The sequence below is a fragment of the Streptomyces djakartensis genome (assembly GCF_014651075.1).
In the GTDB taxonomy this organism is placed as follows: Bacteria; Actinomycetota; Actinomycetes; order Streptomycetales; family Streptomycetaceae; genus Streptomyces; species Streptomyces djakartensis.
In genome coordinates this window covers 42,762-63,585 of sequence record NZ_BMWE01000010.1, presented here as the reverse complement: position 1 = coordinate 63,585, position 20,824 = coordinate 42,762, and the positions used below count along the sequence as shown (strand labels likewise).

The following is a 20,824-nucleotide window of genomic DNA, read 5'->3' as shown; positions in this document are numbered from 1 at the left end:
TACCCACGGGGCGGCGGGCCGCAGCCGCCCCGTGGTCTTGCTCCCTCCATTTTTCATGCAAGCACGCTTGATTGTTTCTTGTGCCCCTGCCATGCTCCTCAGCACGCCGCACCGCCCCGCACACCGTCGTGCCCCGAGGGGAGCGCCCGTGCCCGATCCGACGTCCGTGATCGACGACCTGCACGAGGAGAGCGAGGAACTCGACCGCCTCGTGGCCGGGTCGAGTGCGGGCCGCTGGGCGCTCGCGACTCCCGCGCCCGGCTGGACCGTGGCCCACCAGATCGCCCACCTCGCCTGGACCGACCGCTCGGCGCTGCTCGCCGTCACGGACGCCGACGGCTTCCGCGCCCTGGCCGAGAAGGCCCTCGCGGCGCCGTCCTCCTTCGTCGACGAGGGCGCCGAGGAGGACGCCGGACTCCCGCCCGCCGAGCTGCTCACGCGGTGGCGTGCCGGGCGCGCGGCGCTGGAGCAGGCGCTGCGGGCCGCCCCGCCCAGGGCGCGTTTCCCCTGGTACGGCCCGCCGATGTCGGCCGCCTCCATGGCGACGGCCCGCCTCATGGAGACCTGGGCCCATGGACAGGACGTGGCCGATGCCCTGGGTGTGGTGCGCCCACCCACCGACCGACTGCGGCATGTGGCCTGGCTCGGGGTGCGGACCCGGGACTTCGCCTACGGGGTGCACGGGCTGACCCCGCCCGCCGATCCCTTCCGGGTCGAACTCGTCGCGCCCTCAGGCGACTTGTGGACGTACGGGCCGCAGGACGCCCCGCAGCGCGTCACCGGGCCCGCCCTCGACTTCTGCCTCCTCGTCACCCAGCGCGCCCACCGCTCGGACCTCGCCCTGCGCGCCGACGGCCCCGACGCCGACCGCTGGCTGGACATCGCCCAGGCCTTCGCCGGCCCGCCGGGCAGCGGCCGTGCACCGGAGGGAGAAGCCGGGTGACGCTTCGCATCGGCAACGCCTCCGGCTTCTACGGCGACCGTTTCGACGCCATGCGCGAGATGCTCACCGGCGGTGAACTCGACGTCCTCACCGGCGACTACCTCGCCGAGCTGACCATGCTGATCCTCGGCCGGGACCGGCTGAAGGACCCCGGCGCGGGATACGCCCGCACCTTCCTGCGGCAGCTGGAGGAGTGCCTGGCACTGGCCCATGAGCGGGGCGTGCGGATCGTCAGCAACGCGGGCGGGCTCAATCCGGCCGGGCTCGCCGACGCCGTGCGGGCCCTGGCCGGCCGCCTGGGCGTCCCCGTGCGGGTGGCCCATGTCGAGGGCGACGACCTCACCGCCGCGTACCCCCACAGCCTCGCCGCCCACGCCTACCTCGGCGGCTTCGGCATCGCGGCCTGCCTGCGGGCGGGCGCCGACGTCGTCGTGACCGGCCGGGTGACGGACGCGGCACTCGTCACCGGGCCCGCCGCCGCCCACTTCGGCTGGGGGCCGGGGGACCTCGACCGGCTGGCGGGCGCCGTCGTCGCCGGGCACGTACTGGAGTGCGGGACGCAGGCCACCGGCGGCAACTACGCGTTCTTCCGGGACGGCGACGTCCGGCGGCCCGGCTTCCCGCTCGCCGAGCTCCACGAGGACGGCGGCTGCGTCATCACCAAGCATCCCGGCACCGGCGGCTTCGTCGACGTCGGCACGGTCACCGCCCAGTTGCTGTACGGGACCGGCGGCGCCCATTACGCGGGGCCGGACGTCACCGCCCGGCTGGACACCGTACGGCTCGCCCAGGACGGGCCCGACCGGGTGCGGATCGAGGGCGTGCGGGGAGAGGCGCCGCCGCCCACCCTCAAGGTCGGGCTCAACAGGCTCGGCGGCTTCCGCAACGAGGTCGCCTTCGTGCTCACCGGCCTCGACATCGAGGCGAAGGCCGCCCTGGTACGGGAACAGATGGAACCCGCCCTCGGCAAGGTCGCCGACGCGCGCTGGGAACTGGTGCGCACCGACCGGCCCGACGCCCCGAGCCAGGAGACCGCGAGCGCGCTGCTGCGGCTCGTCGTCCGGGACCCGGACCAGGGGGCCGTGGGACGGGCGCTGAGCGGGGCGGCCGTGGAGCTGGCGCTCGCCAGTTACCCCGGCTTCCATGTGCTGGAGCCACCCGGGAAGGGCTCGCCCTACGGGGTCTTCGAGGATGTGTACATCCCCCATGGTGAAGTCGACCATGTGGCCGTCCTCCACGACGGACGGCGGGTTCCCGTGCCGCCGACCCAGGAGACCCGCGTACTCGACGCCGTACCGGAGCCGCCCCTGCCGGAGCCGCTTCCCCCCGGGCCCGCCAGGCGGGCCCCCCTCGGCCTCGTCGTGGGCGCCCGCAGCGGCGACAAGGGCGGCGACGCCAACGTCGGTGTGTGGGCGCGCACGGACGACGCCTGGCGGTGGCTCGCCCACGAGCTGACGGCCGACAGGTTCCGGCAGTTGATACCCGAGAGCCGTGAACTGCCGGTCACGCGACATCTCCTGCCCAACCTCCGCGCCCTCAACTTCGTCGTCGAGGAGATCCTCGGCCAGGGCGTCGCCGCGCGGCACCGCTTCGACCCGCAGGCCAAGGCCCTCGGCGAATGGCTCCGCTCCCGCCATCTGGACATACCGGAGGCCCTGTTGTGACCGTCCTGACCTCCGCCCTCGACCCGGACACCCCCGAGTACCGGGCCAACCGCGAGGCCATGCTCGCCAGGCTCGCCGAACTCGACGCCGAGCACGCCAAGGCCCTCGCCGGCGGCGGCGAGAAGTACGTCGAACGGCACCGCGGGCGCGGCAAGCTCCTCGCCCGCGAGCGCGTCGAGCTGCTGCTCGACCCCGACACGCCCTTCCTGGAACTGTCCCCGCTGGCCGCCTGGGGCAGTGACCACACCGTCGGCGCGTCCCTCGTCACCGGCATCGGGGTCGTCGAGGGCGTGGAGTGCCTGATCACCGCCAACGACCCGACCGTGCGCGGCGGAGCGAGCAACCCCTGGTCGCTGAAGAAGGCCCTGCGCGCCAACGACATCGCCCTCGCCAACCGGCTGCCCTGCATCAGCCTGGTGGAGTCAGGCGGCGCCGACCTGCCGTCCCAGAAAGAGATCTTCATCCCCGGCGGCGCCGTCTTCCGGGACCTGACCCGGCTGTCCGCCGCCGGCATCCCCACCCTCGCCGTCGTCTTCGGCAACTCCACCGCCGGAGGCGCCTACATCCCCGGCATGTCCGACCACGTGATCATGGTCAAGGAGCGCGCCAAGGTGTTCCTCGGCGGTCCGCCGCTGGTGAAGATGGCCACGGGGGAGGAGAGCGACGACGAGTCCCTGGGCGGCGCCGGGATGCACGCGCGGGTGTCGGGCCTCGCCGACCACTTCGCCGCCGACGAGCACGACGCGCTCCGCCAGGCCCGGCGCGTGGTCGCCCGCCTCAACCACCGCAAGGCCTACGACGATCCCGCCCCGGCCGAACCCCCCGAGTACCCCGCCGAGGAACTCCTCGGCATCGTCCCCGGCGACCTGAAGAGCCCCTTCGACCCGCGCGAGGTCATCGCCCGCGTCGTCGACGCCTCCGACTTCGACGAGTTCAAGCCGCTGTACGGAACCAGCCTCACCACCGGCTGGGCGACCCTGCACGGCTACCCCGTGGGCGTACTGGCGAACGCCCAGGGGGTCCTCTTCAGCGAGGAGTCCCAGAAGGCCGCCCAGTTCATCCAGCTCGCCAACCAGCGCGACATCCCGCTGCTGTTCCTGCACAACACCACCGGCTACATGGTCGGCCGGGAGTACGAGCAGGGCGGCATCATCAAACACGGCGCGATGATGATCAACGCCGTCAGCAACTCGAAAGTCCCCCACCTGTCCGTCCTCATGGGCGCCTCCTACGGCGCCGGCCACTACGGCATGTGCGGACGCGCCTACGACCCCCGCTTCCTCTTCGCCTGGCCCAGCGCCAAGTCGGCCGTCATGGGCCCGCAGCAGCTCGCCGGTGTGCTGTCGATCGTCGCCCGCCAGTCGGCCGCCGCCAAGGGGCAGCCGTACGACGAGGACGCGGACGCCGCCCTGCGCGCCATGGTGGAGCAGCAGATCGAAGCCGAGTCGCTGCCGATGTTCCTCTCGGGGCGGCTGTACGACGACGGCGTCATCGACCCGCGCGACACCCGCACCGTCCTCGGCCTGTGCCTGTCCGCCATCCACACCGCCCCCTACCAGGGCGTTCGCGGCGGCTTCGGCGTCTTCCGGATGTGAGGCAGAGAACCCAGATGATTTCCACCCTGCTGGTCGCCAACCGGGGCGAGATCGCGTGCCGCGTCTTCCGCACCTGCCGCGAACGGGGCATCCGCACGGTCGCCGTGCACTCGGACGCCGACGAGAACGCCCTCCACACGCGGGTGGCCGACGCGAGCGTACGACTGCCGGGAGCCGCGCCCGCCGACACCTACCTGCGCGGCGACCTCATCGTGAAGGCCGCCCTCGCGGCCGGCGCGGACGCCGTGCACCCCGGCTACGGCTTCCTCTCCGAGAACGCCGGCTTCGCCCGCGCCGTCCAGGACGCGGGCCTGGTCTGGATCGGCCCGCCCCCGGACGCCATCGAGGCCATGGCCTCCAAGACCCGGGCCAAGCGACTCATGGGCATCCGGCCCCGCACCGAGGTCACCGAGATCACCGAGGCCGACCTGCCGGTCCTGGTGAAGGCGGCCGCGGGCGGCGGCGGACGCGGCATGCGCGTCGTACGGCGCCTGGCCGACCTGGACGCCGAACTGGCCGCCGCACGCGCCGAAGCGGCCGCCGCCTTCGGCGACGGCGAGGTCTTCGTCGAGCCGTACGTGGAGAACGGCCGCCACGTCGAGGTCCAGATCCTCGCCGACACCCACGGCACCGTCTGGACCCTCGGCACCCGCGACTGCTCCCTCCAGCGCCGCCACCAGAAGGTGATCGAGGAGGCCCCGGCCCCCTCACTCGCCGACGGGCTCGAACGGGAACTGCACGCCCTCGCCGTACGGGCCGCCCGAGCCGTCGACTACGTGGGCGCCGGCACGGTCGAGTTCCTCGTCGCCGACGGCAAGGCCAACTTCCTGGAGATGAACACCCGCCTCCAGGTCGAACACCCCGTCACGGAAGCCGTGTTCGGGCTCGACCTGGTGGCGGAACAGATCCGAGTCGCCGAAGGCCACGCCCTCGAAGCCGGCCCGCCACACGCGCGCGGCCACGCGATCGAGGCCCGCCTGTACGCCGAGGACCCCTCCCGAGACTGGTCCCCGCAGACCGGCCGCCTGCACCGCTTCTCCGTCCCCGAGCCGGTCCGGCTGGACACGGGCTACACCGACGGCGACACGATCGGCGTCCACTACGACCCCATGCTCGCCAAGGTCGTGGCCCACGCCCCCACCCGGGCGGAGGCCCTCCGCAAGCTCGCCTCCGCCCTGGAACGCGCCGCCATCCACGGCCCCGTCACCAACCGCGCCCTGCTGGTCCGCTCCCTGCGCCACCCGGAGTTCCTCGCGGCCCGCATGGACACCGGCTTCTACGACCGCCACCTGCCGGAGCTGACCGAGCCGTCCCCCGACCCGCACGCCCCCCTGGCCGCCGCCCTCGCCCAGGCCGTCGGACGCTCCCGCTTCGGCGGCTGGCGCAACCTCCCCTCACAGCCGCAGACCAGGCGGTACCTGATGGGAGGCGAGGAGCACGAGGCCCGCTACCACCACACGAGGCAGGGCCTGGAGGCGGACGGGGTGCGGGTGGTGCACGCCGCCCCACACCTCGTGGTCCTCGAACTGGACGGAGCGCAGCGCCGGTTCGAGGTGTCCCGCTACGGCGACCAGGTCTACGTCAACACCACCGCCCTGACCGCCCTGCCCCGCTTCCCCGACCCGGCCACCCAGCATGCCCCCGGCTCCCTCCTGGCCCCCATGCCCGGCACGGTCGTCCGAGTCGCCGACGGACTGACCGCCGGAACCCCCGTGAAGGCCGGCGACCCCCTCCTCTGGCTGGAGGCGATGAAGATGCAGCACAAGATCACCGCCCCAGCCACAGGAACGCTGAGCGAGCTCTGCGTCATACCCGGACAACAGGTCGACCCAGGCGCGCTACTGGCAGTCGTGACGGAGACCTGAAGGGGCGCGGGGAACTGCGCGACCAGCCACGTACAGCCCGCACCCGAAAGGACACCGATGGACACCGAACACCACAAGGCCCTACGAGAAGCCGTCGCCGCGTTCGGCAAACGCCACGGCCGCGCAGGCGACACCCAGCAACTCTGGACCGACGCAGGCAAACTCGGCTACCTCGGCGTCAACCTCCCCGAGGAACACGGAGGCGGCGGCGGAGGCATCTCCGAACTCTCCATCGTCCTCGAAGAACTCGGCGCGGCCGGCTGCCCCCTGCTCATGCTGGTGGTCTCACCGGCCATCTGCGGCACGGTGATATCCCGCTTCGGCACGGACGCCCAGAAACAACAGTGGCTCCCGGGCCTCGCCGACGGCACCCGCATCATGGCCTTCGGCATCACCGAACCGGACGCCGGCTCCAACAGCCACCGCATCACCACCACCGCCCGCCGCGACCAGGACACCGGGGACTGGATCCTCAAAGGCCGAAAGGTCTTCATCTCCGGCGTCGACATCGCGGACGCGACCCTCATCGTCGGCCGCACCGAGGACGCCCGCACCGGCCGCCTCAAGCCCTGCCTGTTCATCGTCCCGCGCGAGGCCCCCGGCTTCACCCGCCACCCCATCGACATGGAACTGAACGCCGCGGAGAAGCAGTTCGAGCTGACGCTCGACGACGTGCGGCTGCCCGCCGACGCCCTCGTCGGCGACGAGGACGCGGGACTCCTCCAGCTCTTCGCCGGTCTCAACCCCGAGCGCATCATGACGGCCGCCTTCGCGATCGGCATGGGCCGCCACGCCCTCGCGAAAGCGGTCGAGTACGCCCGCGACCGCACCGTCTGGAACACCCCCATCGGCGCCCACCAGGCCATCGCCCACCCCCTCGCCCAGGCGCACATCGACCTCGAACTCGCCCGCCTGATGATGCAGAGGGCGGCGAGCCTCTACGACGCCGGCGACGACACGGGCGCCGGGGAGGCCGCCAACATGGCGAAGTACGCGGCCGGGGAAGCCTGCGTGAAGGCGGTCGACCAGGCCGTGCACACCCTCGGCGGCAACGGCCTCACCCGCGAGTACGGCCTCGCCCGTCTGACAACGGCCGCGCGGGTGGCCCGTATCGCCCCGGTGAGCCGGGAAATGATCCTCAACTACGTCTCCCACCAGACCCTGGGCCTGCCCAAGTCGTACTGAGCACCGGGACGGCCCACGCGCCGGAGGAGGAACCACACGATGCACGCCTTGGTGAGCAGGGCACGCACACGTGCCGTCGAAACCCTCACCCTCGACTCACCGGACAACCGCAACGCCCTCTCGGCGGCCCTGGTCGGCGAACTGGCCGACGCGCTCACCGACGCCGGCGAGGACACCGGAGTCCGCGCGGTCGTCCTCACCCACACCGGCAACACCTTCAGCGCGGGCGCCGACCTCCGCGACCCCCCGCCCCCCGAGGCCCTCACCGGCCTGCTCCGGCAGATCATCGAACTGCCCAAACCGGTCGTCGCCCGCGTCACCGGCCACGTCCGCGCCGGCGGCCTCGGCCTGCTGGCCGCCTGCGACATCGCGGCCGCCTCCACCGAGGCCACCTTCGCCTTCACCGAGGTCCGCATCGGCGTGGCCCCCGCCGTCATCTCCCTGCCGCTCCTGCCGCGCACGGACCCGCGCGCCCTGGCCCGCTACTACCTCACCGGCGAACGCCTCGACGCCGCCGCGGCCACCACGACCGGCCTGATCACCACCCACGGCGACGACGTCGACGCGACCCTGGCCCCCGTCCTGGACGGCCTGCGCCGAGCGGCCCCCGACGCCCTGGCCGAGACGAAACGGCTGCTCACGGCTAGGGTGCTGGAGGCCTTCGACCGGGACGCGGCACACCTCACCGCGCTCTCGGCCCGGCTGTTCTCCTCCCCGCAGGCCCGCGAGGGGATGACGGCCTTCCTCGAACGACGGGATCCGGCATGGGCGGTGCGATGACATGGGCGGTGTGAACACGGCCGACCGAGCGGAGCGAGTCCCCAAGCAGGACCGCAGCCGGGCCACCCGGCAGCGGCTCCTGGAAGCCGCCGTCGCCTGCCTCGCGGAACACGGCTGGGCCGGCTCCACGGTCTCCGTCGTCGCCGAACGCGCCGGTGTCTCCCGCGGCGCCGCCCAGCACCACTTCCCGACCCGCGAGGACCTCTTCACCGCGGCCGTCGAGTACGTCGCCGAGGAACGCTCCACGGCCCTGCGCGCCCTGTTCCCGCAGGGCGCCGCCGGAGACCGCCACGCGGTCGTCGCCGCCCTGGTCGACCTCTACACCGGACCGCTGTTCCGCGCGGCCCTCCACCTCTGGGTGGCCGCCTCCGACGAGGACCAGCTCCGCCCCCGCGTCACCGAACTCGAATCCCGCGTGGGCCGCGAAACCCACCGCATAGCGGTCGACCTCCTCGGCGCCGACGAGACCCGCCCCGGCGTCCGCGAAACCGTCCAGGGCCTCCTCGACATGGCCCGCGGCCTCGGCCTCGCCAACCTCCTCACCGACGACACCTCCCGCCGGGAACGGGTGGTGGCGCAGTGGGCGGGACTGCTGGAAGAGGCACTGCGACGCCCGTAGGAGCCCCGGCAGCCGTCAGGGACCGAGCCGCTCCACCCGCCAGCTCCCGTCCGGCCGCTCCACGTACCGCAACCGGTCGTGCAACCGGTTCTCGCGGCCCTGCCAGAACTCCACCGACCGCGGGGCAACCCGGAAACCGCCCCAGTGCGGCGGCACCGGCACCTGCTCGCCCTCCGGGTAGCGCGCGGCCAGCTCGGCGTACGCCGCGTCGATGTCGGCGCGCGTGGCGACCACCGACGACTGCGCACTGGCCCACGCGCCCAGCTGCGAACCGTGTGGCCGGGTCCGGAAGTACGCCGCCGTCTCCTCCCGCCCGGTACGCCGCGCCACTCCCGACACGATGACCTGCCGGGCCATCGGATGCCAGGGGAACAGCAGCGAGACGTACGGGTTGTCCGCCAGGTCGCGCGCCTTGCGGGAGCCGTAGTTCGTGTAGAACACGAAGCCCTGCTCGTCGAAGTGCTTCAGCAGCACCGTACGGGAGCTGGGCCGCCCCTCGGCGTCGGCCGTCGAGACGACCATGGCGTTCGGCTCGAAGAGCCCGCCGTCCGTCGCGGCCTGTTTGAACCAGCGCGCGAACTGCTCGACGGGGGTGGCGGCCAGCTCGGTCTCGGAGAGGCCCTCGGCCCGGTAGTGCTTGCGCATCGAGGCCAGATCGAAGGGGACGGCGTCGCGGTCGGTCACCCGGTCATCTTGCCGTACGGACGGTGTCCTTCGTCACTGAGTGGCACTGAGTGCCGCGAACTCTCCCCAACAGTGGCACTCAGGGATATCGTTTCGGTGCCGTTCCGGTTGGGTGACCGCCAGCCGCACGGGGCATCACAGGGGGGAGACCGGCCCGGACCGCGAGTCGCCGCGCACGACCGTGGATCCACCGGACGGCCGCCCGCTTCGCAAGCTGACTGGCACATGGTCCGTCGTCCCACCCCACATCAACACCATCCGTCACTCACATCACGAGGAGCCGCCTGATGTCCGACTTCGTACCCGGGCTCGAGGGAGTCGTCGCGTTCGAGACGGAGATCGCCGAACCGGACAAGGAGGGCGGCGCCCTCCGGTACCGGGGCGTCGACATCGAGGACCTCGTCGGCCACGTCTCCTTCGGCAACGTCTGGGGGCTGCTCGTCGACGGCGCCTTCAACCCCGGCCTCCCGCCCGCCGAGCCCTTCCCCATCCCCGTGCACTCCGGCGACATCCGCGTGGACGTCCAGTCCGCCCTGGCCATGCTGGCCCCCGTCTGGGGCCTGAAACCCCTCCTCGACATCGACGCCGAAGAGGCCCGCGAGGACCTGGCACGAGCCGCCGTCATGGCCCTGTCCTACGTCGCCCAGTCCGCCCGCGGCCAGGGCCTGCCCATGGTCCCGCAGCGCGAGATCGACAAGGCCCACTCCGTCGTCGAACGCTTCATGATCCGCTGGCGCGGCGAGCCCGACCCCAAGCACGTCGCGGCGGTGGACGCGTACTGGACGAGCGCCGCCGAGCACGGCATGAACGCGTCCACCTTCACGGCCCGCGTGATCGCCTCGACCGGCGCGGACGTCGCTGCGGCCCTCTCCGGCGCCGTGGGCGCCATGTCCGGCCCGCTGCACGGCGGCGCCCCCTCCCGGGTCCTCGGCATGATCGAGGAGATCGAGCGCACGGGAGACGCCGAGGCCTACGTCAAGAACGCGCTCGACAAGGGCGAACGCCTCATGGGCTTCGGCCACCGCGTATACCGCGCCGAGGACCCGAGGGCCCGGGTCCTGCGCCGCACCGCCCGCGAACTGGGAGCCCCCCGCTTCGAGGTCGCCGAGGCCCTCGAAAAGGCCGCCCTCGCCGAACTCCACGCGCGCCGCCCCGACCGCGTCCTCGCCACCAACGTCGAGTTCTGGGCGGCCATAGTCCTGGACTTCGCCGAGGTCCCGGCCCACATGTTCACGTCCATGTTCACCTGCGCCCGCACGGCCGGCTGGTCCGCCCACATCCTCGAACAGAAGCGCACGGGCCGCCTGGTCCGCCCCTCGGCCCGCTACACCGGCCCCGGCCCCCGCAATCCGCGCGAGATCGAGGGGTACGGGGACATCGCCCACTGACCTGCCCCACCCACGGCCTCACCCGCCTCCGGGTGAGGCCGTCCGCACGTCTCACCCCGTAAGCCGGTCCAGCTCCTCACCGAGCGTCTCCCGCAGCGGACCGTGCCGCGCCCCGAGCGCATACCGCTCCTCGGTCCACATCTCCCGCGGGTAGAGCCACACGGGCCGCCGCACCAGCTCCTCGGGCTCCCACTCGTACCGCGGCCACACATGCGCGTGCAGGAACCCGTCGGCGTTTCCGAGAATCTCCAGGTTGACCCGGCGAAACCCCGTGTCCACCCGCCGACAGGCCCGCTCGACGGCTTCCCCCAGCCGCTCCATGTCCCCCAGGAACGCCAGCCGCCTGCTCCGCGGCAGTTCCGACAGCCGCTCCACTGAGGGATCGTCGGTCAGCAGCACCGAGTAGCCGGGCAGAAACTGCACATCGCCGATCACCGCGAACCCGGCGTCGAGCCTTCGCATCACGGCCGGATTCCGGCCTCGCAGGGCACTGCCGATCCGATCGGTGCGCCAGTCATCCACCACCATCGCCCCCTGAGAACGCAGACGACCCGCGAGTCTGGTTCCTCCGGAGAGGAGCCGGCCGGACGTACCGGCGACTCGCGGGTCGGGTGACTGCTGGAGATTGGGCCGGCTGCGCGCTCGCTCACGCGCTGGTCCGGCACCGCACTGTGTGTGGTGTCGGGCCGCTAGCCCGCAGCCACCTCACGCGTCCGGGATTCATACATCTGCCGGATCACCTCCTTTCGGGTGTGAGCCACAGAGTAGGAACCACCCCGGCCACCGATCAACCCATTTTCCGAGAGGTTGACCGTGACGGTTCGGGGCGGACGCCCCACCCGTATCCGTCACCCCGTTGGAGAAGCCGGAGATTCCGGTGGGAGACGTTGATCCGCCCTGTGGGTGTGGTGAGGCTGTGCTGCCCCCTGGCCCGCACCGATACCCGACCGGTCCAGGTCCCAGCCCACTTGCCGGTGGGTATGACAGCGCGTACGAGATCTCCGGTGACGTATCCGTAGTGCTGCTTGGCTCGAGTCCGCAGCAGACGGGGGAACCCGTGCTTGTCCGGCGTGGTGCGGGCGTAGGAGCCGCGCCCATTGGCCTTGGCCGTCAGCACCTGGCGGCTGAAACTTACGATCCGGTCGCCAGCCGCGCGATCAAGAGGTCCAACGCACAGGGCATCCAGGGTGTGGGTCTTGTCGAGGCCTGTGGCGAGGCGGTTCGTCTTGGTGAGTCGGCTGTTCCAGCCGTCCACGGGTCTGCCCAGGCCCGCCAGCGCGTGTGTGAGCTGTTGGCTTGTGGCGTTCATGGCGGCGGCGTCATCGAGCGGCACCTTCGCCTGGGACAGGATCGTCGCAAGACGGTCGGGACGAAGAGCCAGGAAGGTCTCGACCGGCATGTTGCCCTTGGCCTTGTTGCATGGAACGCAGGCAACGACGAGGTTGGAAATTCGGTTTGAGCCGCCTCGACTGCGAGGCCGGAGATGCTCGACGTTCAAGGGCACGCCGGACATGCCGCAGTACGCACACCCAGCGTTCCACCTTGCTCGCAGGTGTGCGCGCACGGTGGTCCCCGTCAGAGGACCGTGCTGGTACTCGGTTCCGTGCAGGAATCTGCCCGCGCTCAGCGAGTGGGTGTCGAAGGCGGCGCGTTCCACGTGGATCTCTGTCACGGGCGCCCAGCGACACAGCCGGTCGGCCAGAGAGAAGGTCGTCTCGACGCGATGGCGCAGGGAGGGTGGCAGCCAGCCTGCCCGGCGAGCACGGTTGGCCGACCGGGACGACCGGTAGCGGAGGTTTGCTCTGCGCCTGCGGCGTCGATATCCGGCGCGTTGGCGTAGGCCGGCCCGGATCTGGTCGCCGCGGTGCTGCAGCTCGATCGCAACCAAGCCACGCCGAACGGTAATGACGGCACCACCCTGGTCGTGGGACTCCTTCTTTTCATCGGTGAGGACGAGGCCAGTGCCTTTCGAGCCGGGGTCGATGCGCAACTGCACCCCCTGGACCTCCGACTCGTCGCGCGTGCGGTCCTTCAGACGGATCACGAAGGGCACCTGCCGGACGACCCTTGCCCGTCCCTTGTGCAGTAGTTCGCGCGCACGGGCGGGATGGCAGGGCATGAGAGGGTGCCCCTCCCTGGACAACACGAAGACCCTGCCTGCACCGATCCCGCCTGTGTAGGACCGGTCGTCCCGGTCCAACGTGGGAACGTCACCGTTCCCGGTCGCTGCCTCCTGCGCCGCCGGAACGGCGCTCGTGGCGTGACGCCGACGGGCCGTGGCGCCGGGCCCGTCAGTCTCCCCTCGCCCATGTCCCCTGCCGGTGTCCCGCTTGGCAGCGGGATGTCCGTGAGCCGTTTCGTCGCTGCTCCCAACGTTGTCTGCTCCCACGGATTCCAGAGCAGGCTGCTGAGGAAGCACAGCCTGGTGGGTCTGCTCGCCCACAGGGAACGTAGTCATCGGGTTGCGCCTCCCTGATCCAGCGGATCGTGATGACTGGGGCTGGTCACTCGACGGCCTTCTGGCCCGGGAGCGAGTGACCTCCTCTCTCGTGTGGGTACCGAAACTAGTGATCGGTGCTGCGCGGAAAGGGCGTTATCCCTCAGAGACGCTCATTCGTGCGAATTGCAGCAAACCGCCGAAAGTTCAGGCGATCTTCCTGCTACTCCCGCAGAAAGATCCGAGGTCGAGATGGAGCCCTACGTGCGGTGGGGGAAGGGGTAGCGAGAACCGTCCCCGGGACGTTGACGTGGCGCTCCCCGTACAACGATTCCTGCAATGTTGTGGGAACCCGGTGTGCGTTGGGTCACGTTCCAGTTGAATGATTGCAAGTAGCGAACCGACGTGCCGTACGTGCGGACGCAGCCTGCAGGGGGTCCAGGTGAGTGCTTCCCGGCGTAGTGGGACCACCGACGAGCTGGGGCCGGACGAGCCCGAGCGGGAGGGTTCGGGTCCGGGTGGTCCGGATCTGCTCGCCGCTCTGCTCGACGGGATGGACGCGGCGCTGTGCGCCTTCGACGCCGACGGGGTGGTGACCCATTGGAACCGTGAGGCGGAGCGGATCCTGGGGTGGAGCGCGGAGGAGGCCGTGGGGCGGCGCGGGCTGGCCGGGTGGGCGGTGCGCAGCGCGGACGCCGAGGAGGTCGAGGGCCGGCTGCTGGCGGCGATGCACGCCCCGGGGCGTCAGGTGCACGAGTTCGCGCTGCTGACGAAGGACGGCGGGCGGGTGCTCGTGCGGACGCAGTCGGCGGTGGTGCGGGGGCCGGACGGCAAGCCCACGGGGGTGTACTGCGCCTTCAGCGAGGTGCACACGCAGATCGACCTGGAGCGGTCGATCGCGTTGAGCGAGGCGCTGTTCGAGGACGCCGGCTGGGGCGTCGTGCTGGTGGACGCCGATCTGCGGCCGGCCGTGGTGAACACGCACGCGGCGCGGGCGCTGGGTACGGGGCGTACGTCGGTGCTGGGGCGGCCGCTCGGGGAGCTGCTGTCGCAGGGTGTGGAGGAGCTGGAGAGCGCGCTGCAGCATGTGCTGGCGGAGGGTGCGCCGCCGGCGCCCGCCGAGGTGTGGGTGACGGTGCGCACGCCGGAGGGGGAGCGGCGGCGCTGCTGGCGGAGCGGGTTCCTGCGGCTGGCGTCGCCGCTCGCGGAGGAGCCGGTGCCGTTGGGTGTGGGCTGGCTGTTCCAGGACGTGACGGAGGCCAAGCAGGGCGAGCAGGAGGCGTCGCTGCTGCGGTTCCGTGCGCAGCAGTTGCACCGGGCGTCGCGGGCCGCCGCCGAGTGCGAGGATCCGGCGGAGGCGGCGACCGTCCATCTGGACTTCGCGCTGGCCGGTTTCGCGGACCACGCGCTGATAGACCGGGTGGCCGGGGGCGCGCTGGCCGACGCGGAGGCCGGGGGGCCGCCGGTGCGGCTGGTGCGGGTGGCCGCGACCCCGTCCGGTGCGCCGGGGCCGAGCAAGCTGGCGGGCCGGGCGGGCCTGCCCGTGCGGTATGCCGAGGGGCATCCGGCGTTGCAGTGTGTGGAGCGGGCCGGGGCGCTCCGGGCGAGTGCGGGCGCGGTGCCGGCCGAGGAGGCGCGGGAGTGGGCCCTGGCCCGGCAGTGGCCGCCGGACGCGGTGCACGCGCTGTGCGCGGTGCTGCGCAGCCGGGGCCGGACGCTGGGCGTCGTGACGTTCCTGCGGGGCGCGGGGCGCAGTGCCTTCGAGCGGTCCGACGCGATGTACGCGGAGGACGTGGCGGTCCGGATCGCGGCGGCGCTTGATCTCGCGGGGCTGTCAGGCGCGCGGTGACGCGGCGGGGTGGCCCCGGGCCGGGGCGGGTCGTCTCAGTGGCGGTAGAAGATGCGGTCCGCGTACTGCTCCATCACCCGCGCGTTCCAGTCGTGGCCCCCGTCGACGTTCCCGGAGCGCAGCAGCGGGGGTTCGGTGCCGCGGTCGGCGAGGGCGGCGGCCGTGGTCGCCATGACGGCCTGGAGGAGTGCCGAGGTGACGACCGTGGAGGCGGGGGCGAAGGGCGCGGGCACCTTGTCGTGGGTGAGTTCCGCGTCGCCGACCGCGATCTTCGTGTCGAGGACGAGGTCGCAGTGGTCCTTGAGGAAGGTGCCCGAGGCGTGCCGGGACTCGGTCTGCGAGGCGTACGCCACCGAGGTCACGCCGATGACCTTCACGCCCAGGGCGCGGGCGTGCTGGGCCATTTCCACGGGGAGGGGGTTGCGCCCGGAGAGGGAGATGATCAGCAGGGCGTCGCCGGTGCGGAGCGGGGAGCTGTCCAGGACGGCGCTCGCGAGGCCGTCGACGCGTTCCAGGGCGGAGCCGAGCGGTGCGGGCATGACGTCGACGCCGACGGCGCCCGGCACGGCGAGCAGGTTCACGAGGGCGAGGCCGCCGGCGCGGTAGACGAGGTCCTGGGCGGCGAGGGAGGAGTGTCCGGCACCGAAGGCGAAGAGGCGGCCCCCGTCGGTGACGGTGTCGGCGAGGAGCGTCCCGGCTGCCGCGATGCTGTCGGCCTCCTCGTCGCGGACCCGCTGCAGCAGGCCGATCGCGGCGTCGAGGAACTGGCCGGCCGGGGCGCGATCGCTCATTCGGGGTTCCCTTCGGGGCGGCCTCGGTGGGCTTGTGTCGCGGATCACGGTGCGGTCTGGACCAGTGCGGTGTCAATACGGCCGTGGGAGCGCGTCCCGGGTGCCGGGAAGTTCCTGGAGGGGGCGGCTGTACCCGTTTCCGGGGCTTCGTAACCTTCGCGGTGCCTCCGGCGGCACGGTTGTCGGTGGTATCCGGCAGAATTGGTGGCAGGGCCAGCGCACGCGCCGGTGAGCCGTCCAGCCTCCGGCAGATCTCATTCGAGGGGCACGTATGTCCGGACTGATCGACACCACGGAGATGTATCTCCGCACCATCCTCGAGCTTGAGGAAGAGGGTGTGGTCCCCATGCGCGCCCGTATCGCCGAGCGGCTGGATCAGAGCGGGCCGACGGTGAGCCAGACGGTGGCGCGGATGGAGCGTGACGGTCTGGTGTCCGTCGCCAGCGACCGGCATCTGGAGCTCACCGACGAGGGCCGTCGTCTCGCCACGAGGGTGATGCGCAAGCACCGGCTCGCCGAGTGTCTGCTGGTCGACGTGATCGGTCTGGAGTGGGAGCAGGTCCACGCCGAGGCGTGCCGCTGGGAGCATGTGATGAGCGAGGCCGTGGAGCGCCGCGTGCTGGAGTTGTTGCGGCATCCGACGGAGTCGCCGTACGGCAACCCGATTCCGGGTCTGGAGGAGCTCGGCGAGAAGGACGGCGCCGATCCGTTCCTGGACGAGGGCATGGTGTCGCTGGCCACGCTGGACCCGGGTGTCGAGGGCAAGACGGTCGTGGTGCGCCGGATCGGCGAGCCGATCCAGACGGACGCGCAGCTGATGTACACGCTGCGCCGGGCGGGCGTGCAGCCCGGCTCGGTGGTGAGTGTGACCGAGTCGGCGGGTGGTGTGCTGGTCGGCAGCGGCGGTGAGGCGGCCGAGCTGGAGTCGGACATCGCTTCCCACGTGTTCGTCGCCAAGCCCTGAGCCGGCTGTCCGTCGGTGCGGGGCAGGCGCCGGCCTGTGTCCCGCGGAGGACTCCTTGACGGGGTCGGCGGGGCGTTGGCGTGATTGCGTCGGATCCGGTCTTCGGTTCGTCGAAGGGCAGCGCTCGTGCGGTTCCCGTGCGACGCTGTCGCGTGAGGCATATGACCTGAGGGGCTCTTGGCCGTGGCTCGACAGCGATGTCGCCCGGCCGGGGAGGGGGCGGGAGGATGTGCCGTCGGGATGTGGAAGGCCCCGGCGCCGTGTGGCGCCGGGGCCTGTCCTCCCCTGTGCTGACCCGGAGCCCCGAGCTCTCAGGGTCATTCCCCTCGGACCGGTTTCCCCGAGCGGTCCGCCTCCCGCTGAAGATCTCCCCCCGGCAGCGGCGATCAATCCCCGGGGAGGGTCACTCGAACGAGGGGTGTTGCCCGCGAGAAGCGCATTCTCGAATGGGCATTCGATAGTCTGCATGCGGACGCAGGGCCCAGATACCCCGCGGTCACAGCCGATGAGATCACCGACAGCACACCACTGACAGCACACCACCGGCAGCACGGCAAAAGGCACGGCAGGCAGAACACGGTTCACAGGACCGACCGGCCCGAGACGGCCGCGGTCCGCGCGAAGCTTGGGGGGTGCCAGGACATGGCGCGACGCATCGACGTGACCGGGACGGGCGGCGTACGCCTCGCGGCCTGGGAGTTCGGCGACCCGCCCAAGCCCGATCCGGCACAGGGCACGCTGGACGCGCGCGGCCCGCGGGACGACCAGGGCACACAGATCGGGCATCCCGCGCCGGAGGGCTCCCCGGGCGTGCTGTTACTGCACGGCCTCATGGGCCGCGCCTCGCACTGGGCGTCCACCGCGCGCCGGCTCTCCGGCCGGTACCGGGCGGTCGCTCTCGACCAGCGCGGCCACGGCCGCAGTGACAAACCCCCGCACGCGTCCTTCACCCGCGGCGCCTACGTCGACGACGCCGAGGCCGCTCTCGAACAGCTCGGCCTCGCGCCGGTCGTCCTGATCGGCCACGCGATGGGCGCGCTGACCGCCTGGCAGCTCGCCGCCCGGCGTCCCGACCTGGTCCGCGGCCTGATCATCTGCGACATGCGGGCCTCCGCGCTCGGCGCCGCGTCACAGCGCGAGTGGGCCCAGTGGTTCGACTCCTGGCCGCTGCCGTTCGCCACCCTCGCCGACGTCCGCAAGTGGTTCGGCGAGGACGACCCCTGGGTGGAGCGGCCCAATCCGGCCCGCGGCGAGTTCTACGCCGAGGTGATGGCCGAGTCCCCGGACGGCTGGCGCCCTGTCTTCGATCCGGAGCAGATGCTCCGCTCCCGCGAGACCTGGGTGTACGACGCGCACTGGGAGGAGCTGGCCCAGGTCCGCTGCCCGGCCCTGGTCGTGCGCGGCCTCGACGGGGAGCTGGGCCGCGCCGAGGCCCAGGAGATGGTCCGCGTCCTGCCCCGCGGCCAGTACGCGGAGGTCGCCGACGCCGGGCACCTGGTGCACTACGACCAGCCGGAGGCCTGGTACGCGGCCATTCAGCCGTTCCTGGACGGCCTCGACACCGACTGAGTCCGGGCCGGAAGCCCGGGTCAGCCCTTGCTGACCGCCGCCAGGATCTCCGGCAGCCGACGTGCCGTCGGCGGAGCGGCCAGCCGCAGTCCCACCGCGGTGAGCACCGCCCCGTACGCCGTGCCCACCGGGAACACCAGCCACGTCCAGTCGTCACCCCGCGCGCTCACGTTCAGCCAGATGGTGAGCGCGATGACGGGCGCGCACAGCACCGCGGCCGCGATCGTCCCGCCGAAGACGGAGATCCAGGCGAGCCCGGCCTGCCCCGGGGCGACGTTCTTGTAGCCCTCCTGCGGGATGGAGTAGGGGAAGCGGGCGGACGTCCAGGCCCCGGTCGCGAGCATCGCGCCGAGCAGCGCGAAGGACAGCCCCAGCGCCTCGGGCAGCCGCCGCCAGTCGCCGAGCACGGCGGTCGTCAGCACGGTGACGAGCGTGGCGTACGGCAGGGTGATCAGCAGCAGGGCCAGCGCGCGGGCGCGCAGCTCCACGTAGGCGTCGCGGGGCGACGAGATGGTCAGCGCGACGATCCAGAACGCGGAGGTGTCCTGCCCGAACTGGTTGTACATCTGGACGCCGAGCATCCCGGCGGCGAAGCACGCGAAGTACACCGACCCGGTGCCCTGCCAGGCGTTGAAGACCGGCACGAGCAGCCCGATGGCCAGCGATGTCACCCAGGCCGCCTTGGTCTTCGGGTCGCGCCACACGTACCGCAGACCGCGCTCCATGACCGTGCCCGTGCGGCCCGGGGGCAGCAACCGCCCGAGCCCGGCCGACGACCGTTCGCGCACGGCCGTCTCGGTGCCTGCCAGGGTCGACTCGTCGGGCGAGGTCATCAGCTTGGTCAGATGCCGTGACCACACCGCGAGCAGCGCCACCAGCGCGCCCGCGGTCAGCGTCAGTTGGACGACGGCCCGCCCGTACGACCCCTCGCCCACCGCGTGCACGGCCGCGATCGCCGAGGCGGGCGGCACCCACTGCAGCACGTTCCCCACCGGGTCCAGCTCGCCGAGCCCCGCGGCTCCGAGCCGCTGCGCGCCGAAGTTGACGATCTGCGCGCCGACCGCGATGACGAGCCCGCTCAGCACCGCGAGGTCCCGGCCCTTGCGGCTGGCCAGCAGCCGTACGTTGGCCGCGGCGACGGCCCGCGCCAGGGCCAGGCACACCAGCAGCGCCAGGACGACCGCGAGGACACCGGTCACGAACGCCGCACCGCCCCGGGCCACCGCGGCCACGGAACCGATCAGCAGCAACAGCGTGAACAGCGGCCCGATGCCGACCAGCGAGGCCGTGAGCAGGGCCCGCACCAGCGGCCGGGGGCGCAGCGGCAGCATCACCAGCCGGGTCGGGTCGAGGGTCTCGTCACCGCTGGGGAAGAACAGCGGCATCACCGCCCACCCGAGCCCCAGCACCGCCACGGCGGGCACGACCAGCGACTCGACGTGCGCGTGCCCGCGCAGCGCGATCAGACCGATCAACTGCAGTGCGGCGAACAGCAGGGCGAAGACGGCCGAGGCGATGTAGGCGGCCTTGCGTCCGCCCGACCGGCGCAGCCCGTTGCGCAGCAGCGACAGCTTCAGCCGTACGAAGACGGGGGTGATGGGCGAGGCGCTCACCGGGACCCGCCGCCCAGCCAGTCGAGGTCGGACCCGGCGTCCCGCCCCTGCGCGCCGACGAGTTCGAGGAACGCCCGCTGCAGCGAGGGCGCGTCGCCCCGCACCTCGGTGAGGGGCCCGGCGGCGCGGATCCGCCCGGCGGCCATCACGGCGACCCAGTCGCACAGCGACTCCACGAGCTCCATGACGTGGGAAGAGAACACGACCGTGGCGCCCGAGGCGGTGTACCGCTCCAGCACGCCCCGGATGGTCTGCGCGGAGACGGGATCGACGCCCTCGAACGGCTCGTCCAGGAACAGCACTTCGGGATTGTGGAGGAGAGCGGCGGCGAGCCCGATCTTCTTGCGCATGCCGGTCGAGTAGTCGACGACCAGTTTGTGCTGGGCCCCGGCCAGATCAAGAACGTCGAGGAGCTGAGTGGCCCGCTTGTCGACCTCGGCACCGGGCAGCCCGCGCAACCGCCCGGTGTACGCCAGCAGTTCCCGCCCCGACAGCCGCTCGAACAGCCGCAGCCCCTCCGGCAGCACCCCGATCCGCGCCTTCACCTCGACGGGGTCCCGCCACACGTCGTGCCCGACCACCTCGACGCTGCCCTGGTCGGGCCTGAGCAGCCCGGTCACCATCGACAAGGTCGTGGTCTTCCCGGCCCCGTTCGGCCCGACGAGCCCGATGAACCTGCCCGCCGGCAACTCGAGATCGATTCCCGCGACAGCGACCTGCTGCCCGAACCGCTTCCACAGCCCCCGCACCCGCACAGCGCTGGATCCCACCGCGCCTCCCTCCGTCACCCTGCACCCTACGGCGGGGGACCGAACCCGAGGGGCGCGGGGGACTGCGCGACAAACCACGAACTACCCGCAGCCGCCGCCGCAACGGCG

The 20,824-nt window shown here is 72.1% G+C and carries 17 protein-coding genes; 11 read left to right on the top strand and 6 right to left on the bottom strand.

Translation table 11 applies throughout. The annotated features are described in order from the left end of the window. The first annotated feature begins 148 nt into the window (after positions 1-148). Genes IE212_RS18450 through IE212_RS18420 form a run of 7 tightly spaced genes read left to right on the top strand, consistent with a single transcriptional unit; the run spans position 149 to position 8,651 of the window. On the top strand, positions 149-943 hold the full coding sequence (locus tag IE212_RS18450) for a TIGR03084 family metal-binding protein (protein WP_190198976.1): 795 nt from the start codon (positions 149-151) through the stop codon (positions 941-943). After that, positions 940-2,607: an acyclic terpene utilization AtuA family protein gene (locus tag IE212_RS18445; protein WP_190198975.1), complete on the top strand. Its 1,668-nt coding sequence runs from the start codon at positions 940-942 to the stop codon at positions 2,605-2,607. Before IE212_RS18450 ends, IE212_RS18445 begins: the two co-directional genes overlap by 4 nt. After that, positions 2,604-4,202, top strand: a complete 1,599-nt coding sequence (locus IE212_RS18440; RefSeq protein WP_190198974.1) for an acyl-CoA carboxylase subunit beta — start codon at positions 2,604-2,606, stop codon at positions 4,200-4,202. Before IE212_RS18445 ends, IE212_RS18440 begins: the two co-directional genes overlap by 4 nt. A 14-nt stretch (positions 4,203-4,216) precedes the next feature. After that, positions 4,217-6,067, top strand: a complete 1,851-nt coding sequence (locus IE212_RS18435; RefSeq protein ID WP_190198973.1) for an acetyl/propionyl/methylcrotonyl-CoA carboxylase subunit alpha — start codon at positions 4,217-4,219, stop codon at positions 6,065-6,067. Between the two features lie 57 nt (positions 6,068-6,124). Further along, positions 6,125-7,252 (top strand): acyl-CoA dehydrogenase family protein, encoded by a 1,128-nt coding sequence (locus IE212_RS18430; RefSeq protein WP_190198972.1) that lies wholly within the window; start codon positions 6,125-6,127, stop codon positions 7,250-7,252. Positions 7,253-7,291: 39 nt separating this feature from the next. Beyond that, positions 7,292-8,032, top strand: coding sequence for an enoyl-CoA hydratase family protein (locus IE212_RS18425; protein WP_190198971.1), 741 nt, complete (start codon positions 7,292-7,294; stop codon positions 8,030-8,032). A 1-nt stretch (position 8,033) separates the two neighbouring features. Further along, complete coding sequence (locus IE212_RS18420) at positions 8,034-8,651, top strand: TetR/AcrR family transcriptional regulator (RefSeq protein WP_190198970.1); 618 nt, start codon at positions 8,034-8,036, stop codon at positions 8,649-8,651. A 15-nt stretch (positions 8,652-8,666) separates the two neighbouring features. On the opposite strand, the gene pdxH is transcribed toward IE212_RS18420, so the two are convergent. Further along, a complete protein-coding gene (gene pdxH / locus IE212_RS18415) occupies positions 8,667-9,335 on the bottom strand; it encodes a pyridoxamine 5'-phosphate oxidase (protein ID WP_190198969.1) in 669 nt (222 codons plus the stop codon). 287 nt (positions 9,336-9,622) lie between these two features. Here pdxH and IE212_RS18410 point away from each other — a divergent pair, with 287 nt between their 5' ends. Next, positions 9,623-10,723 (top strand): citrate synthase 2, encoded by a 1,101-nt coding sequence (locus IE212_RS18410; RefSeq protein WP_190198968.1) that lies wholly within the window; start codon positions 9,623-9,625, stop codon positions 10,721-10,723. 51 nt (positions 10,724-10,774) lie between these two features. On the opposite strand, the gene IE212_RS18405 is transcribed toward IE212_RS18410, so the two are convergent. Further along, positions 10,775-11,248 (bottom strand): HIT family protein, encoded by a 474-nt coding sequence (locus tag IE212_RS18405; RefSeq protein ID WP_190199187.1) that lies wholly within the window; start codon positions 11,246-11,248, stop codon positions 10,775-10,777. Between the two features lie 262 nt (positions 11,249-11,510). Continuing rightward, the gene (iscB, locus tag IE212_RS18400) at positions 11,511-12,869 is read right to left on the bottom strand and encodes an RNA-guided endonuclease IscB (protein WP_268250737.1); all 1,359 of its coding nucleotides are present in this window, start codon (positions 12,867-12,869) and stop codon (positions 11,511-11,513) included. Positions 12,870-13,542: 673 nt separating this feature from the next. Between iscB and IE212_RS18395 the strand changes: the two genes are divergently transcribed. Next, the gene (locus IE212_RS18395) at positions 13,543-15,009 is read left to right on the top strand and encodes a PAS domain-containing protein (RefSeq protein ID WP_190198966.1); all 1,467 of its coding nucleotides are present in this window, start codon (positions 13,543-13,545) and stop codon (positions 15,007-15,009) included. A 35-nt stretch (positions 15,010-15,044) separates the two neighbouring features. On the opposite strand, the gene IE212_RS18390 is transcribed toward IE212_RS18395, so the two are convergent. Further along, positions 15,045-15,800 carry an SIS domain-containing protein gene (locus IE212_RS18390; protein WP_190198965.1) on the bottom strand — a complete coding sequence of 252 codons (756 nt, stop codon included), beginning with the start codon at positions 15,798-15,800 and terminating at the stop codon, positions 15,045-15,047. Between the two features lie 271 nt (positions 15,801-16,071). Here IE212_RS18390 and IE212_RS18385 point away from each other — a divergent pair, with 271 nt between their 5' ends. Both IE212_RS18385 and IE212_RS18380 read left to right on the top strand, forming a co-directional pair. Then, on the top strand, positions 16,072-16,764 hold the full coding sequence (locus tag IE212_RS18385) for an iron-dependent transcriptional repressor DtxR (protein ID WP_190198964.1): 693 nt from the start codon (positions 16,072-16,074) through the stop codon (positions 16,762-16,764). A gap of 642 nt (positions 16,765-17,406) precedes the next feature. After that, positions 17,407-18,333, top strand: a complete 927-nt coding sequence (locus tag IE212_RS18380; protein ID WP_190198963.1) for an alpha/beta fold hydrolase — start codon at positions 17,407-17,409, stop codon at positions 18,331-18,333. A 20-nt stretch (positions 18,334-18,353) separates the two neighbouring features. On the opposite strand, the gene IE212_RS18375 is transcribed toward IE212_RS18380, so the two are convergent. Beyond that, a complete protein-coding gene (locus IE212_RS18375; RefSeq protein WP_229864421.1) occupies positions 18,354-19,946 on the bottom strand; it encodes a transporter in 1,593 nt (530 codons plus the stop codon). After that, positions 19,943-20,734, bottom strand: a complete 792-nt coding sequence (locus IE212_RS18370; protein ID WP_190198962.1) for an ABC transporter ATP-binding protein — start codon at positions 20,732-20,734, stop codon at positions 19,943-19,945. The genes IE212_RS18375 and IE212_RS18370 overlap by 4 nt, the downstream gene beginning before the upstream one ends. Positions 20,735-20,824 lie beyond the last annotated feature (90 nt).

What these genes read in the sequence shown, in the direction of transcription:
- IE212_RS18435 (WP_190198973.1), top strand. Translation starts at nt 4,217, where the DNA reads ATGATTTCCACCCTGCTGGTCGCCAACCGGGGCGAGATCGCGTGCCGC.
- IE212_RS18430 (WP_190198972.1), top strand. Translation starts at nt 6,125, where the DNA reads ATGGACACCGAACACCACAAGGCCCTACGAGAAGCCGTCGCCGCGTTC.
- IE212_RS18425 (WP_190198971.1), top strand. Translation starts at nt 7,292, where the DNA reads ATGCACGCCTTGGTGAGCAGGGCACGCACACGTGCCGTCGAAACCCTC.
- IE212_RS18420 (WP_190198970.1), top strand. Translation starts at nt 8,034, where the DNA reads ATGGGCGGTGTGAACACGGCCGACCGAGCGGAGCGAGTCCCCAAGCAG.
- IE212_RS18410 (WP_190198968.1), top strand. Translation starts at nt 9,623, where the DNA reads ATGTCCGACTTCGTACCCGGGCTCGAGGGAGTCGTCGCGTTCGAGACG.
- IE212_RS18395 (WP_190198966.1), top strand. Translation starts at nt 13,543, where the DNA reads ATGATTGCAAGTAGCGAACCGACGTGCCGTACGTGCGGACGCAGCCTG.
- IE212_RS18390 (WP_190198965.1), bottom strand. Translation starts at nt 15,800, where the DNA reads ATGAGCGATCGCGCCCCGGCCGGCCAGTTCCTCGACGCCGCGATCGGC.
- IE212_RS18385 (WP_190198964.1), top strand. Translation starts at nt 16,072, where the DNA reads ATGTCCGGACTGATCGACACCACGGAGATGTATCTCCGCACCATCCTC.
- IE212_RS18380 (WP_190198963.1), top strand. Translation starts at nt 17,407, where the DNA reads ATGGCGCGACGCATCGACGTGACCGGGACGGGCGGCGTACGCCTCGCG.